Raw genomic sequence first — 15,739 nt, forward strand, 5'->3', positions numbered from 1 at the left:
AAGCCCCCGCCTTACATTGCAAGGCGGGGGCTCGGTGTTACTTACTTCTCTTTGGTCGGAGCGTCCTTCGCGGGGGCATCCGTGGCCGGAGCGTCCGTGGCCGGAGCGTCCGATTCGGCAGTCCCCGAGGCCGCCGCGGCTTCGGGGGTCTCGTCCGCCGAGGCCGTGGAGGTCTCGGCGACCTCCGCGGCCACCGCGGCCGACGTCTCCGCCGACTCCGCGAGCACCTCGTCGGCCACCAGCTCCGCCGCCTCCTTCGCGACGGTCAGCAGGACGGTGTCCTGCGGGGCCTGGTCCTGGAAGTTCTCCGGGTGGTGGCACGCGACCTGCTGCCCGGTCCGCAGCTCGACGAGCTTGGGCTCGGTGGTCTTGCAGATCTGCGTCGCCTTCCAGCACCGGGTGTGGAAGCGGCAGCCGCTCGGCGGGGAGATCGGCGAGGGCACGTCGCCCTTGAGCAGGATCCGCTCGCTCTTGGCGTTCTTGCGCCGCGGGTCCGGGATCGGCACCGCCGACATGAGCGCCTTGGTGTACGGGTGCATCGGCGACTTGTAGAGCAGGTCCCGGTCGGCGAGCTCGACGATCTTGCCGAGGTACATCACCGCGATGCGGTCCGAGACGTGCCGGACCACCGAGAGGTCGTGCGCGATGATCACGTACGTGAGGCCGAGCTCCTGCTGGAGGTCGTCGAGCAGGTTCACGACCTGGGCCTGGATCGACACGTCCAGGGCCGAGACCGGCTCGTCCGCCACGACCAGCTTCGGGTTGAGCGCGAGCGCGCGGGCGATGCCGATGCGCTGACGCTGACCGCCGGAGAACTCGTGCGGGTAGCGGTTGTAGTGCTCGGGGTTGAGCCCCACGACCGACAGCAGCCGCTGCACTTCCTTCTTGATGCCGCCCTCGGGCGTGACGCCCTGGAGCTTGAAGGGAGCGCCGACGATCGTGCCGATGGTGTGCCGGGGGTTCAGCGACGAGTACGGGTCCTGGAAGATCATCTGGACGTCGCGGCGCAGCGGACGCATGCCGTTGACGCCGAGGTGCGTGATGTCCTTGCCCTCGAACTCGACCTTGCCGCCGGTCGGTTCGAGCAGCCGGGTGATCAGCCGGCCCATCGTGGACTTGCCGCAGCCGGACTCGCCCACGACGCCGAGGGTCTCGCCGGAGCGGACCTCGAAGTCGATGCCGTCGACCGCGTGCACCGCCCCGACCTGCCGCTGGAGCAGGCCCTTCTTGATCGGGAAGTGCTTCTGCAGGCCGGTGACCTTCAGCAGGACCTCGCCGGGAGCGGTGCCCTTGGTGAGGGTCGCGCCCTGCTCCGTCGGGCCGTCGGCCTGCGCGGGAATCTTCACCGCTTTCTCGTGGTCACTCACAGCTTCGGCGCAATCTCTTCGGTCCAGATACGCTCCCGCTGTTCCTTGCCCAGGTGGCAGGCGGCCCAGTGGCGGCTGCCGACCTCCGCCAGCTCGGGCCGGACGGTGCGGGTGACGTTGTCCTTCGGGAGGTCCGCGTACGGGCAGCGCGGGTTGAAGGCGCAGCCGGACGGGATGTTGATCAGCGAGGGCGGGGAGCCCTTGACCGGGATCAGCCGCTCCTGCTGCTCGCGGTCCAGACGCGGCATCGAACCGAGCAGACCCCAGGTGTAGGGGTGCCGGGGCTCGTAGAACACCTTGTCCGCCGGGCCCCGCTCGACACAGCGGCCGCCGTACATCACCAGGATGTCGTCGGCGAGTTCGGCGACGACGCCCAGGTCGTGGGTGATGACGATGACCGCGGAGCCGAACTCCTTCTGCAGGTCGCGGATGAGGTCGAGGATCTGCGCCTGGACGGTCACGTCCAGGGCGGTCGTCGGCTCGTCCGCGATCAACAGCTCGGGGTTGTTGACCAGCGACATCGCGATCATCGCGCGCTGGCGCATACCGCCGGAGAACTCGTGCGGGTAGCTGTCCACCCGTTTGTCCGGCTGCGGGATGCCCACCCGGTCGAGCATCTCGACCGCACGGCGCTTGGCGGTCTTCTTGTCGACGTCGTGGTGGATCCGGTACGCCTCCACGATCTGCTGACCGATCGTGTAGTACGGGTGCAGCGCCGACAGCGGATCCTGGAAGATCATCGCCATCTCGCGGCCGCGCAGCTTGCGCACGTGGTCCGGGTCGGCGGACAGCAGCTCGGTGCCGTCCAGCCAGATCTCGCCGGAGATCTGGGCCTTGCGCTTGCCGTACTGGCCGGCGGTGTGCAGACCCATGATGCCGAGCGAGGTCACCGACTTGCCGGAGCCGGACTCGCCCACGATGCCGAGGGTCTTGCCCTTCTCCAGCTGGAAGCTGAGCCCGTCGACCGACTTGACCAGACCGTCGTCGGTGGGGAAGTGCACCTTGAGGTCGCGCACTTCGAGGAAGGCGCTCGGCGCGGGCGAGGCGGGGGTGGGCTCGCCCACGGCCGCTCCGCTCTTGCTCAGTTCGGTCATGCGAGCCTCACTCGGGGGTCGATCACGGCGTACAGGATGTCCACCACGAGGTTGGCGACGAGCACCGCGAGAGAAGTGATCAGGGTGACGCCCAGAATGATGGGCAGGTCCTGGTTCTTGATGGCGTTGAGCACGGCCTGGCCGAGGCCGGGCAGGTTGAACGCCGTCTCGGTCAGGATCGCACCTCCGATGAGGGCGCCCAGGTCCATGCCGAGCATGGTGAGCAGCGGCGTCATCGTGGAGCGCATGGCGTGCTTGCCGATGACGGTCTGCTCCTTGAGGCCCTTGGCGCGGGCGGTGCGGATGTAGTCCTCGCCGAGGATCTCCAGCATGGTGGCCCGGGTGATGCGCGCGTACATCGCCGCGTAGAGGAACGCCAGGGTGACCCACGGCAGGATCATGCCGCCGAACCAGCCGCTGAAGCTGTCCTCCAGGGGCACGAACTGGCCGTCGAACAGGTCCAGTCCGTACACGAAGATCGACAGGGCGACCATGCCGGTGAAGTAGATGGGGAGGGAGACGCCCGAGAGCGCGATCACCATCGCGCCGCGGTCCCACAGGCTGCCCCGCTTGAGCGCGGAGAGCACACCCGCCGAGACGCCGAAGATCAGCCACAGCACGGCGGCGCCGAGCGCGAGGGCCAGGGTCACCGGGAAGCGGTCGGTCAGCACCGGCCAGACAGCCTGCTCGCTGCGGAAGGAGTAGCCGAAGCAGGGAGCGGAGCACTGGATGCTGTCGCCGCCGCCCGTGTAGGTGCGTCCGGCGAAGATCCCCTTGAAGAACTCCCAGACCTGGGCGTAGATCGGGTCGCCCAGACCCAGCTTCTCGCGCACGCCCTCGACCGCGGCCGGGTCGGCCTGCTTGCCCACGAAGCTCAAGGCGATGTCGACGCCGGCCCACTTGGGGATGAGGAAGAAGATGCCGAAGACCACCATGACGATGACCACGAGCATCACTGCGGCGGCGAACAACCGCCTGATGAGGTAAGCGAGCACAGCTCTCGGCCCGCCGCGGACCGCGGGCCACCTGTGGTCTCCCCCACTGTCTTGTGGACGTGGGAGGTGTCCCCAGATGACCCGCGATCACGCCGCGCCGGCCTTCACCTGCCTTTCGTGCCGTTCGGCGGGTGTGCCGGGACTACTTCTTCGGGTTCTTCAGACCGAGGTTGACGAAGTCGTACTGACCGCTGTAACCGTCGGTGGTGTAGACGTTCGCCAGGTTGTCCGAGCGCCAGTTGATGAACCGCTCGAAGACGAAGGGCAGGTAGTACGCGCCCTCCATCACCTTGTGGTTGATCTCCGTGGCGATCTTGGTCTTGCCGGCGTCGTCCAGGGTGGTGACGTACGAGGAGAACAGGCCGTCGATCGTCTTGTCGTTGATGAGCGCGTAGTTGTTGTTACCGCTCTCCGCGATGTACTTGCTGCTCCACAGCGGCAGACCGAAGCCCTGGACGGACGGGAAGTCCGGACCCCAGCCCATGATGATGATGCCGTAGCCCTTCTTCTTCACATTCGAGGGGCTGCCGATGATGCCGGCGGTCTGCGAGCCGTCGTACTGGTCGATCTCGGCGGTGATGCCGATCTTCTTCAGCGACGCCTGGAGGGACTGGGCGGTGGCCACCTCGACCGGCTTGTTGTTGCGGACCGCGATGGTGGTCTTGAAGCCGTTCGGCTGACCGCAGGCCTTCAGGGCCTTCTTGGCCTCGTCCGCGTTGCCGCTCTTGTTGGCGCCGGCGAGCTTGTACGGGTCGTACTTCTGGCCTTCGGCGCCCGGGACGGACGGCGGCAGCATGTTGGTGCCGATGTCACCGCCGGCCACCGGGCCGCCGCGCGCGGTCTGCAGCGACACGTGGTCGGCGCCGAGGATGACGGCCTTGCGGCACTCGACGTTGTCGAACGGCTTCACGCTCTGCGGGAAGACCGCGTAACGGACGTAGCCGGAGACCGGGTTGTCCAGGTTGGCCTTGTGCTGCTTCAGGGCGGTGGTGCGGCCCTGCGGCGACATGCCGGTCTGGTTCAGGTCCAGGTCCAGGTCACCGCTGAGCAGACGCTGGTCGAGCTGGTTGGCGTCCGAGAAGAACTGGATGGTGATCTGGTCCGGGTAGGCCTTGCGGATCGGGTCCGAGGCCTGCTTCCAGGACGTGTTGCGGACCAGCTTGAGGTCCTTGCCCGGGCTGTAGGACTCGAACTTGTACGGACCCGAGGAGAACGGCTTGAGGCCGTACTTGGACTTGGTGTCCTTGTCCTGGCGGACCGGCGAGGCCGAGACCAGGGCCAGCATCTCCTCGAAGTCCGAGTTGGCCTGCGGGAGGTGGAAGACGATGGTCTTGTCGTCGGGCGTGTCGATCGCCTTCAGACCCAGCTTGTCCGCGGAGGTGTCCTTGTACGGGCCCTTGTACTCGCCCTTGGGGTCCAGCACGTCCTTGAGGTACGTCGGACCGCCGGACAGCACGTCCTGCGCCCACACGCGCTCGATGCCGTACTTCACGTCCTTGGACGTGATCGGCTTGCCGTCCTCCCAGGTGATGCCGTCACGCAGGGTGTACGTGTAGGTCTTGCCGTCGTCCGTGACCTTCGCGGTCTCGGTGGCGAGGTCCGGAGTGATCTCGGCGCCCGCGGCGCCCGGCTCGGCCTTGTTGGTCACGAGCTGGCGGCTGTAGTAGCGGGCGAAGTTCCACATCATGCCGTAGTAGCCGCGCGTGGTGTCCCACGAGTCGGCGTCCTGCGCGGCACCGAACTTCAGCGTGCCGCCCTTCTTGGCGGCGGAGGCCTGGGCGACCTTGTTGTTCGCGGCGTCGAAGCCGGCGGCGCCGGTGCTCGAGCCCTTGTCGTCGTCTCCGCCACCGCCGCACGCCGCCGTGGTCAGCAGCGCGGCGACCGCGGCGGCAGCGGCAAATGCCTGCTTCCGCCGCCCTGAGGTGCGTTGGGTAGTCACGATCTCGGATCCTCCGGATAGATGAGAGACCCCGTGTGAAGGCCACGGGACGGTTGTGGGTGTCGCGGTTCGGCGGTTTCGCTGTTCGGCGGTTCGGCCGTTCAGCGGGAAGCCTTCGGGTCCAGCGCGTCCCGGACGCCGTCGCCGAAGAGGTTGAAGGCCAGCACGGTGATGAAGATCGCCAGACCGGGGACCACCATGTACATGGGGTCCGACTCGTAGTAGTCGATCGCACTCGAGAGCATCTGTCCCCAGGAGGCCGTGGGCGGCTTCACGCCGACGCCCAGGAAGCTGAGCGCCGCCTCGGTGAGGATGTTGGTCGGGATCATCATCGTCGTGTACACGACGATCGGGGCGACCAGGTTGGGCAGCAGTTCCTTGAACAGGATGTACAGCCGACCCGCGCCCAGGGATCGAGCGGCCTCGACGTACTCGCGTTCGCGCAGCGAGAGCGTCTGACCGCGCACCACGCGGCCGATGTAGGGCCAGCCGAAGAAACCGATGACGAGGATCATCACGAAGACGCGCACGCTGGAACCGGACAGGCCCAGCATGTTGCCCGGCATGACGGAGACCAGGGCGATGATGAAGAGCAACTGCGGGAAGGCGAGCAGACCGTCCATCACCCGGCTGATGACGGAGTCGACCCAGCCGCCGAAGAATCCGGCGAGGATGCCGAGCACCGTTCCGAGGATCACGGCCACCACTGCGGACAGGAAACCCACCAGCAGGGAGATGCGGGCGCCGTAGAGGATGCGGGCGAAGATGTCGCGGCCGTTGACCGGCTCGACGCCGAGCAGGTGGTCGCCGCTCATGCCGCCCAGGGAGCCCGTGGGCGTGCCGAAGAGCGGGTCGATGAGGCTCTCGTGGTACTCGTTCGGGTCCTGCCCGAGAAGACCCGTGATGACCGGCGCGAGCAGCGCGATCACCACGAGGAAGAGCACCACGATTCCGCCCGTGAGGGCGAGCTTGTCCCGCTTGAGGCGCTCCCAGGCGATCCGGCCCAGGGAACGCCCCTGAACGGCCTTGGCGTCGCTGGACGCGACCGCCGCTTCCTCGGCCGCACTCGGAGCCGCTTCCGCGGTCGGCTCGTGCAATGGTGCCGTCATCTGGCAGGGACCCCTCTCAACCGGCGGTAGCCGGCCCGCACTTGCCGCTGTAGCGGCGTGATCAGTCCGTAATACGCAGGGGATAAGTCCCCTGGAGCGGGAGTCTTCAACGCTTTGGCGATCTGTTGCCAGACTTGGCAGTGAAAGGATGCGTAAACGTGATGCGGGTAGATGAGTTCCGTTATCCGGACGATGGGTAACGCCCCCCGGACAGGGGCATATTCGGACATAAGTAACTAAAACGGCGTCAATCGCCGTTATCTACGCGCGAAGAAGTCCGACTCCTGCCTCCGGGCAGAAGGCGAACGGGGTCAGTAGCGTCCGGTGGGCGGATAGCCGTAGCCCGCCGCGGGGGACTGGGCCGGGGCCGAGGCGTGCGCCTCGCGGTCGTAGAACGGCCGCGCGTTGGCGCGCATCCACATCACGACGGGGTCGTACTCGTCGGTCATGGCGACCGTCGACACCGGCAGCCCGTCCGGCACCGCGCCGATGGACTGCTGCATCATCGCCCGGACGGCGTCCACGGCCGGCGGGGAGGACTCGTACACGTCCAGCCCGATGGCCAGGTAGGGCGCGCCCAGCGACGGCTGCACCCAGGCCCGGCGCAGCGCCCGGACCACCGGCGTGCGGTGGGCGTTCTGCGCGAGCAGGGCGTAGAACTGCGGGATCTCGATGCCGGGCTCGGACAGCCGCAGCGGACCGGCGGGCTGACGCTCCAGCCCCGTGGCGATCCGGCGCAGATCCAGCCAGGGGATGCCGACCCCGCCGCCGGGGGCGTGCGGGTTCAGCCAGAGGCCGTAGCGGTCGGGGTAGAGCGTGCGGGCCACGTCCAGCCCGTCGATCACCTCGTACGACCTGTTCCAGCCGCTGGCGCTGAGCTCCTGGGCGGAGGTCACGCAGGGGGCGTACCCGTGACCGTCGACCTCCATGTTTCCGTACTGCGCGTCCGGGGAGCCGGCCTGGCCGTGCCACAGCAGCATCCAGACCTGGCCGGACGAGGGGGCCGCGAGCGCGCGCAGGAGCGCCTCGTAGGCGTCATAGCGCCCGGGCGTGACCTGGCGCAGCATGTGCTCGACCTGACCGGTCGCGATGCCGCTGGCGCTCACCTGTACCGCCCCTTCTTTTTTGTTGCCCCGCTTCGGGGTCCAGCTTAAGCGCCCAAGGCGTCCGAGGTCGTGGTGCGTTGGCGGGCGCGGGGCGCGCCCCACCCGGTGCGCCCCGCGGCGGGACCGGGAACGGACACCCTCGCGCACCCCTGGACCCGCCGCCCCCGGCGGAGTCGCTAGTAGGCGCTCGTGAAGAAGGGGCGGACCCTCTCCCTCATCCACTCCCCCACCGGGTCCTGGGCCACGTCCAGCAGCACCAGGTTGACCGGCCAGGGGGACGACGTCCTGCCCAGGGCCCTGCCCAGGGCCTCCAGCGGCAGGGCGCGCAGGTCGCCCTCCCACTGGGAGAGTTCGACGCCCACGAACATCACCGGGTCCGCCGTCTCGATCGCGGCCAGGCAGCGTCGGGCGGTGCGGACCACGCCGACCGCCTCGAACTCCGCGGAGGCGGCGGCCAGGAAGTCGATCGGGTCGTCCTGCCAGTCGGGCTCGTAGAGGCGGACCCGGCCGCCGCTCGCGGGGCCGTCCAGCGGGGTGCGGCCCGCCCGGCACAGCTCGGCCACGGCCGGCGGCGGCAGCGGAACGCCGACCACGCCGTCGGGGTTGACCAGGATGCCGACCTGCGGGGGGAGGCCGCGGGCGAACTCCACGGCCGGCGCGATCGTGTACGACATGTGCGAGCCGACGACCTGGCGGAACTGTTCCTCGGAGCTGAAGACCGGCACGTACACCTGGCCGTCGAGCTCCAGCGTGGGCAGGTCGAGGGGGCCGCTGTGGGGGCCGCCGCCGCTGGGGAGCGGCACCCAGACGAAGCTGCGGCCGAGCACCTCCACGATCCGGCCGCCGGCTTCCGGCACGCCGAGGGAGACGGAGAGCACCTCCTCCAGCTCGTTGCCGGGCCATCCGCCGTGCGGATGGGGGTGCGTCTGCGCCGGGAAGTCCGTCGGGAAGTCCGCCGGGGGGAAGTCCATCTGCCTACCGCCTGCCGAGAACCGCTCACTGTGCTGTGGCTGAAAGGCTAGCGGGTGCCGCGCGGGTCGTCTCAGCCCGTGAAGCCGATTCGTCGCAGGACGTCGGCCGCGGACCGGTCGATCAGGACCGCCGAGCCGCATCCTTCGGGCAGCCGGCCCTTCTCCACCGAGCGCAGCAGACGGGCGGCGGCGCGGCGGTGGCGCAGGAAGGCGTAGCGCGAGACGCCCCGGCCGCGCTCGCGCTGGCCCTCCAGCGCGGTGTCCGTGCCGACGTCGAGGAGAAGCAGGTGGAGCGTGCCGCCGCGGCGGCGGGCCTCGCGGGCCAGCCAGTCGCGGACCCAGGTCTGCGTACCGCAGTCGTGCACGACGACTCCCTCGCCGCCGCGCAGGGCGCGGCGCAGTCCGGCGTAGTGGGAGAGGCGCACGAGGGGACGGTAGAGCGCGTAGGGCAGGAAGCCGGGCATGCGGGCGTCCCAGCGGTCGCGGGTGTCCTGGGAGTCGACGCGGACGCCCTTGACGGCCCGCTTCATGAGCGTGGACTTGCCGCTGCCGGGCAGACCGGTCACCACGACCAGGTCACGGGGGCCGAAGAGCAGGCCGTGCGGGCTGCGGCCGGCCCGGTCGCGCAGGTCGCGGACGACGGGCGCGGGCCGCGGGCCGCACGCCTCCCGGGCCCGGGCGGCAGGCTGCGTGGGCAGCGCGATCCCCGAGCCGGTCGCCAGTGCCGTGGTCCTCGCCGTGGTCGTCCTGTTCACCGTGATCGTCCTCCCCTGGGGTCAGGTGGTGCTCATCCCCATCGAGCGTAAAGAGAAGGTAATGCGCGGTGTCTCGCGTTTTCATGCGCGTACCGACACAAGCCGGTTACAGATGCGGCCTGCCGCGATCGGGGCGAGCCGTGCAATGATGGCCGCGCCAACTGCATACCGGCCGTTTGAATCCGCGCGGGAGAGTCCTCAGCAGCAACTTCGCTGGGGCGCCGAAGGAGCAAGTCCCTCCCTTGAATCTCTCAGGCCCCGTTACCGCGCGGGCGAGGCACATCTGAAAAGCGGGTCGCCCTCGGGTGGCTCCACCCAAGGTGCAAGTCACGATCTTCCGCGATCATGGCGAACCTCTCAGGTTCCGATGACAGATGGGGAGGAACGACCTCGCCTGTCATGCCTTTGGGAGACGACCGACCGATGAGCAGTACCGAACCCTCTGACGTGCGCCGCACCGCGCTCGACGCCCTGCATCGTTCGCTCGGCGCGACGATGACCGACTTCGCCGGCTGGGACATGCCCCTGCGCTACGGCTCCGAGCGCGACGAGCACAACGCCGTCCGCACGAAGGCCGGGCTCTTCGACCTCTCGCACATGGGCGAGATCACCGTCACCGGCCCGCAGGCGGCCGCCCTGCTGAACTTCGCGCTCGTCGGCGACCTCGCGGCCGTCGGCGTGGGCCGCGCCCGCTACACCATGATCTGCCGGGCCGACGGCGGCATCCTGGACGACCTGATCGTCTACCGGCTCGCCGAGACCGAGTACATGGTCGTCGCCAACGCCTCCAACGCGCAGGTCGTGCTCGACGCGCTCGTGGAGCGGTCCGAGGGCTTCGACGCGGAGGTCCGCGACGACCGTGACGCCTACGCGCTGATCGCCGTGCAGGGACCTCAGGCGCCGGGAATCCTGCGGTCGGTGACCGACGCCGACCTCGACGGCCTGAAGTACTACGCCGGCCTGCCCGGCACCGTGGCCGGCGTCCCTGCGCTCATCGCCCGTACCGGCTACACCGGCGAGGACGGCTTCGAGCTGTTCGTGAAGCCGGAGCACGCCGTGGAGCTGTGGCAGGCGCTGACGAAGGCCGGCGAGGGCGCCGGACTGGTCCCCTGCGGGCTGTCCTGCCGGGACACGCTGCGCCTGGAGGCGGGCATGCCGCTGTACGGGCACGAGCTCAGCACCTCCCTGACCCCCTTCGACGCCGGGCTCGGCCGGGTGGTGAAGTTCCAGAAGGAGGGCGACTTCGTGGGGCGCGAGGCGCTCGCCGCGGCGGCCTCGCTGGCGCAGGAGAAGCCCCCGCGCGTCCTCGTCGGCCTGGTCGCCGAGGGGCGTCGTGTCCCGCGCGCCGGGTACGCGGTCGTCGCCGGCGCAGAGGTGATCGGCGAGGTCACCTCCGGTGCGCCCTCGCCCACCCTGGGCAGGCCGATCGCGATGGCGTACGTCGACGCGGCCCACGCGGCGCCGGGGACGGCGGGCGTGGGTGTGGACATCCGCGGCGCCCACGAGCCGTACGAGGTCGTGGCGCTGCCGTTCTACCGGCGCGAGAAGTAGACACTGGGCGCGGTCCCGCGTCCCACGCGTGACACTGAGCACATTTCCGCTGCTCACGCACGCCCTGAGCAGCCCCCCATTCATCAGCACTCCCCCGCGTACAGGAGAATTCAGGCCATGAGCAACCCCCAGCAGCTGCGCTACAGCAAGGAGCACGAGTGGCTGTCGGTCGCCGAGGACGGCGTCTCGACGGTCGGCATCACGGAGCACGCGGCCAACGCGCTCGGCGACGTGGTCTTCGTCCAGCTCCCGGAGGTCGGCGACGCGGTGACCGCGGGCGAGTCCTGCGGCGAACTGGAGTCGACGAAGTCGGTCAGCGAGCTGTACGCGCCGGTCTCCGGTGAGATCGCCGAGGTCAACCAGGACGTCGTCGACGACCCGGCGCTGGTGAACTCCGCCCCCTTCGAGGGCGGGTGGCTGTTCAAGGTACGCGTCACGGACGAGCCGGACGACCTGCTGTCCGCAGACGAGTACACCGCCTACACCGCCGGCTGAGGAGTCGTAGACGCATGTCCGTCCTGAACACGCCCCTGCACGAGCTCGATCCGGAGATCGCCGCCGCGGTCGACGCCGAGCTGAACCGTCAGCAGTCCACGCTCGAGATGATCGCCTCGGAGAACTTCGCTCCGCTCGCGGTCATGGAGGCGCAGGGCTCGGTGCTGACCAACAAGTACGCCGAGGGCTACCCGGGCCGCCGCTACTACGGCGGCTGCGAGCACGTCGACGTCGCCGAGCAGATCGCGATCGACCGGATCAAGGAGCTGTTCGGCGCCGAGTACGCCAACGTCCAGCCGCACTCGGGCGCCTCCGCCAACCAGGCCGCCCTGTTCGCGCTGGCCCAGCCCGGCGACACGATCCTGGGCCTGGACCTGGCGCACGGCGGCCACCTGACCCACGGGATGCGGCTGAACTTCTCCGGCAAGCAGTTCGACGTCGTCGCCTACCACGTGGACGAGGCGACCGGCCTGGTCGACATGGCCGAGGTGGAGAAGCTCGCCAAGGAGCACCGCCCGAAGGTGATCATCGCGGGCTGGTCGGCGTACCCGAGGCAGCTGGACTTCGCCGAGTTCCGCCGGATCGCCGACGAGGTCGAGGCGTACCTGTGGGTGGACATGGCGCACTTCGCCGGTCTCGTCGCGGCGGGCCTGCACCCGAACCCGGTGGAGTACGCCGACGTCGTCACCTCGACCACCCACAAGACGCTGGGCGGCCCCCGCGGCGGCGTCATCCTCGCGAAGAAGGAGTTCGCGAAGAAGCTGAACTCGTCCGTCTTCCCGGGCTTCCAGGGCGGTCCCCTGGAGCACGTGATCGCGGCGAAGGCGGTCTCCTTCAAGGTCGCGGCCTCGGAGGACTTCAAGGAGCGCCAGCGCCGTACAGTGGACGGTGCGCGCATCCTCGCCGAGCGTCTGACGGCCGACGACACGCGCGCGGCCGGTGTGAACGTCCTGTCCGGCGGCACGGACGTCCACCTGATCCTGGTCGACCTGCGTGAGTCGGAGCTGGACGGGCAGCAGGCCGAGGACCGGCTCCACGAGGTCGGCATCACGGTCAACCGCAACGCGGTCCCGAACGACCCGCGGCCCCCGATGGTCACCTCGGGTCTGCGGATCGGCACGCCCGCCCTGGCGACCCGCGGCTTCACGGCCGAGGACTTCGCCGAGGTCGCGGACGTGATCGCGCAGACGCTGACGGCGCCCTCGCCCTTCCCGGAGGCCGACCGGTCGGCGCTGAAGGCCCGGGTCACGGCCCTGGCCGACAAGCACCCGCTGTATCCCGTCCTGAACAAGTAAGTCCCCCGGTGGGGCGCCCGGCACCCGGTGCCGGGCGCCCCGCCACCCCCGTCCCGAGGAGTTCCCGTGGCCATCTCGGTCTTCGACCTGTTCTCGATCGGCATCGGCCCGTCCAGCTCCCACACGGTCGGCCCGATGCGCGCGGCGCGCATGTTCGCGCGGCGCCTGCGCAACGAGGGCCTGCTGGACGCCGTGGCGTCGGTCCGCTGCGAGCTGTACGGCTCGCTCGGCGCGACCGGCCACGGCCACGGCACCCCCAAGGCGGTCCTGCTCGGCCTGGAGGGCTCCTCGCCCCGCACGGTCGACGTGGAAGGCGCGGACGACCGGGTCGAGCAGATCAAGGACTCCGGCCGGCTGCGGCTGCTGGGCTCGCACGAGATCCCGTTCTCCTTCGACGACGACCTGGTCCTGCACCGCCGCAAGGCCCTGCCCTACCACGCCAACGGCATGACGGTGTGGGCCCATGACGCCTCGGGCGCGGAACTCCTGTCCAAGACCTACTACTCGGTCGGCGGCGGTTTCGTCGTCGACGAGGACGCGGTCGGCGCGGACCGCATCAAGCTGGACGACACGGTGCTGAAGTACCCCTTCCGCACGGGTGACGAACTGCTGCGCCTGACGCAGGAGACCGGCCTGTCGATCTCCTCGCTGATGCTGGAGAACGAGCGCGCCTGGCGCACCGAGGAGGAGATCCGGGCCGGGCTGCTGGAGATCTGGCGCGTGATGCAGTCCTGTGTGTCGCGGGGCATGTCCCGGGAGGGCATCCTGCCGGGCGGCCTGCGCGTGCGCCGCCGCGCCGCCATGACGGCCCGTCAACTCCGGGCGGAGGGGGACGCGCTGGCCCACTCCATGGAGTGGATCACGCTGTACGCGATGGCGGTCAACGAGGAGAACGCGGCCGGCGGCCGGGTCGTGACGGCCCCCACGAACGGCGCGGCCGGCATCATCCCGGCGGTCCTGCACTACTACGTGAACTTCGTGCCCGGCGCGGACGAGGACGGCGTGGTCCGCTTCCTCCTCGCGGCCGGCGCGATCGGCATGCTGTTCAAGGAGAACGCCTCCATCTCCGGCGCGGAGGTCGGCTGCCAGGGCGAGGTCGGCTCGGCCTGTTCGATGGCGGCGGGCGCGCTCGCCGAGGTCCTCGGCGGCTCTCCCGAGCAGGTCGAGAACGCCGCCGAGATCGGCATGGAGCACAACCTCGGCCTCACCTGCGACCCCGTGGGCGGCCTGGTGCAGATCCCCTGCATCGAGCGCAACGGCATGGCCGCGGTGAAGGCCGTCACGGCGGCCCGGATGGCGATGCGCGGCGACGGCTCGCACAAGGTGTCCCTGGACAAGGTCATCAAGACGATGAAGGACACCGGCGCGGACATGAGCGTCAAGTACAAGGAGACGGCCCGGGGCGGGCTGGCCGTGAACATCATCGAGTGCTAGTGCCGTGACCGGGAGGGTTCACCGGTCGCAGCACCGGCCGGACCGTCCTGCCCCGGCGGGGGCCGGCCGGTGCACCACCGGGCCGAACTCCCCCTTGCGGTAGAGGGAAGCGTGATCTCGTCGGCGGGCACGATCTGCTGGAACGGCTCGCCGTCGGCCGCGGGGAAGACCGTCCGCAGTCCGCGGGCCGAGGCCGCTCCCCCGGAGCCGCCTTCGGGCGGCGGGGCGCCGCCGGATAGCTTGTGGGCGAGCGTCCGACGATGTCCCCGGCACGTTCCCGGCGCCGGACTTCGGCCCCGGCCCGCCGGGGGCGCGGACAGAGGGGAGCCTTCAGGGATGAACGGTTCGGTCACTGCCGTCAGCAGTAACGGCACGTACTCCTTCACCAAGCCCAACCGCGAGAGCGTCACGCTGGTCGCCGGGCTCGGGGTGGAGGGGGACGTGCACGCCGGAGTCACGGTGAAGCACCGGTTCCGGATGAGGAAGGATCCCTCACAGCCGAATCTGCGGCAGGTGCACCTCATTCACGAGGAGCTCTTCGAGGAGGTGCGCACGGCCGGGTTCGAGGTGGCCGCCGGGCAGCTCGGGGAGAACGTGACCACGCGGGGGGTCGACCTCCTCGGGCTGCCCGTCGGGGCACGGCTGCGGCTGGGCGCGCAGGCCGTGGTGGAGGTGACGGGGCTGCGCAACCCCTGCGCGCAGATCGACGCGTTCCAGAAGGGGCTGATGAAGCAGGTCGTCGGGACCGGCCCGGACGGCCGGCCGGCGTTCAGGTCCGGGATCATGAGCGTCGTGCTGTGCGGGGGCGTGGTGCGGCCCGGGGACTCGATCACGGTCGAGCTGCCGGACGGGCCGCACGTGCCCCTCGCGATCGTGTGAACCGGAGGGCGGACTGACGACGGCACTAGCCCCGGAAGGCCGCCGGGCGTTCCGGGCTCGCTTCGGTCAGGGCCTTGGCGACCGCCTCGACGCCGGCCTGCAGGCCGTAGACGGGGGTGTCGGGCTGCTGGCGCCAGGAGTCGTCGATGCCGCCCGCGTCGACGGTGTCGAAGCCGAGTTCGTCGATCAGGGCCCGGACCTTCGCCTTCGCCGCCTCGTCGTCGCCGGCCACCGGGAGCGCCATGCGGGCAGGGTCGCCGGCGGGCAGCGGGCGGTCCAGGATGTCCTGGGCGTAGGTGCCGTTGAAGGCCTTGACGACGGAGTGGCCGATCTGGCGTTCGACCCAGCGGCTCTCGGTGAGGCCCTCGTCCTCGATGCCCGCGATCCGGCCGTCGCGCTGCTGCGGATAGTAGTTGTTGGTGTCGACGACGGTCACGCCGTCGGCCGCGCCGTCCAGGATGCCGGACGGCAGGTCCGGGACCGCCTTCAGCGGGATCGTGATCACCACGATCTCCGCGCCGCGCGCCGCCTCCTCGACGGGGACGGGGGTCGCCCCCGTCTCCTCGGCGAGCCCGGTGAGCGTCTGCGGGCCGCGGGAGTTCGCGACGGAGACGTCATGGCCGAGGGCGGCCAGGCGCCGGGTGAGGTTGCCGCCGATGTTGCCCGCGCCGATGATGCCGATCTTCATGACAGACCCTGCCTTCCAGAGCGATCCATAATCGATGCACATGCATGCGTCTGGACGGCGT

14 protein-coding genes and 2 riboswitches are annotated in these 15,739 nt (G+C 69.9%); of the genes, 5 read left to right on the forward strand and 9 right to left on the reverse strand.

From position 1 onward, the window contains the following. Positions 1-41 precede the first annotated feature (41 nt). The 8 genes from ACZ7DE_RS35055 to ACZ7DE_RS35090 all read right to left on the reverse strand — a co-directional run bounded on the left by ACZ7DE_RS35055 (position 42) and on the right by ACZ7DE_RS35090 (position 9,336). Complete coding sequence (locus tag ACZ7DE_RS35055) at positions 42-1,367, reverse strand: ABC transporter ATP-binding protein (protein ID WP_470768376.1); 1,326 nt, start codon at positions 1,365-1,367, stop codon at positions 42-44. Further along, entirely contained in the window at positions 1,364-2,461 is a 1,098-nt protein-coding gene (locus ACZ7DE_RS35060) for an ABC transporter ATP-binding protein (RefSeq protein ID WP_470768378.1), read from the reverse strand. Before ACZ7DE_RS35060 ends, ACZ7DE_RS35055 begins: the two co-directional genes overlap by 4 nt. Further along, a complete protein-coding gene (locus ACZ7DE_RS35065) occupies positions 2,458-3,456 on the reverse strand; it encodes an ABC transporter permease (RefSeq protein WP_470768380.1) in 999 nt (332 codons plus the stop codon). The genes ACZ7DE_RS35060 and ACZ7DE_RS35065 overlap by 4 nt, the downstream gene beginning before the upstream one ends. Positions 3,457-3,598: 142 nt before the next feature. Continuing rightward, positions 3,599-5,395, reverse strand: coding sequence for an ABC transporter substrate-binding protein (locus ACZ7DE_RS35070; RefSeq protein ID WP_470768382.1), 1,797 nt, complete (start codon positions 5,393-5,395; stop codon positions 3,599-3,601). 101 nt (positions 5,396-5,496) lie between these two features. Next, on the reverse strand, positions 5,497-6,504 hold the full coding sequence (locus ACZ7DE_RS35075) for an ABC transporter permease (RefSeq protein WP_470768384.1): 1,008 nt from the start codon (positions 6,502-6,504) through the stop codon (positions 5,497-5,499). Positions 6,505-6,815: 311 nt separating this feature from the next. Next, positions 6,816-7,610, reverse strand: coding sequence for an enhanced serine sensitivity protein SseB C-terminal domain-containing protein (locus tag ACZ7DE_RS35080; protein ID WP_470768386.1), 795 nt, complete (start codon positions 7,608-7,610; stop codon positions 6,816-6,818). A 176-nt stretch (positions 7,611-7,786) separates the two neighbouring features. Then, positions 7,787-8,581 (reverse strand): enhanced serine sensitivity protein SseB, encoded by a 795-nt coding sequence (locus tag ACZ7DE_RS35085; RefSeq protein WP_470768388.1) that lies wholly within the window; start codon positions 8,579-8,581, stop codon positions 7,787-7,789. A 71-nt stretch (positions 8,582-8,652) separates the two neighbouring features. Then, a complete protein-coding gene (locus ACZ7DE_RS35090; RefSeq protein WP_470768390.1) occupies positions 8,653-9,336 on the reverse strand; it encodes an AAA family ATPase in 684 nt (227 codons plus the stop codon). Between the two features lie 177 nt (positions 9,337-9,513). After that, positions 9,514-9,613: riboswitch (glycine riboswitch) on the forward strand. Further along, positions 9,614-9,720: riboswitch (glycine riboswitch) on the forward strand. A 39-nt stretch (positions 9,721-9,759) separates the two neighbouring features. On the opposite strand from ACZ7DE_RS35090, the gene gcvT reads away from it, so the two are divergent. From gcvT to ACZ7DE_RS35115, 5 genes are all read left to right on the forward strand, one after another. Further along, positions 9,760-10,887, forward strand: coding sequence for a glycine cleavage system aminomethyltransferase GcvT (gcvT, locus tag ACZ7DE_RS35095; RefSeq protein WP_470768392.1), 1,128 nt, complete (start codon positions 9,760-9,762; stop codon positions 10,885-10,887). A gap of 117 nt (positions 10,888-11,004) precedes the next feature. Then, entirely contained in the window at positions 11,005-11,382 is a 378-nt protein-coding gene (gene gcvH / locus ACZ7DE_RS35100) for a glycine cleavage system protein GcvH (protein ID WP_470768394.1), read from the forward strand. A 14-nt stretch (positions 11,383-11,396) separates the two neighbouring features. Then, entirely contained in the window at positions 11,397-12,677 is a 1,281-nt protein-coding gene (gene glyA / locus ACZ7DE_RS35105; RefSeq protein WP_470768396.1) for a serine hydroxymethyltransferase, read from the forward strand. Between the two features lie 66 nt (positions 12,678-12,743). Then, the gene (locus ACZ7DE_RS35110; protein WP_470768398.1) at positions 12,744-14,111 is read left to right on the forward strand and encodes an L-serine ammonia-lyase; all 1,368 of its coding nucleotides are present in this window, start codon (positions 12,744-12,746) and stop codon (positions 14,109-14,111) included. 336 nt (positions 14,112-14,447) lie between these two features. Further along, positions 14,448-14,990, forward strand: a complete 543-nt coding sequence (locus ACZ7DE_RS35115) for an MOSC domain-containing protein (RefSeq protein ID WP_470768400.1) — start codon at positions 14,448-14,450, stop codon at positions 14,988-14,990. Between the two features lie 25 nt (positions 14,991-15,015). On the opposite strand, the gene ACZ7DE_RS35120 is transcribed toward ACZ7DE_RS35115, so the two are convergent. Continuing rightward, positions 15,016-15,678, reverse strand: coding sequence for an NADPH-dependent F420 reductase (locus ACZ7DE_RS35120; RefSeq protein ID WP_470768402.1), 663 nt, complete (start codon positions 15,676-15,678; stop codon positions 15,016-15,018). Positions 15,679-15,739 lie beyond the last annotated feature (61 nt).

It is taken from the genome of Streptomyces sp. NPDC037083, from assembly GCF_055606485.1.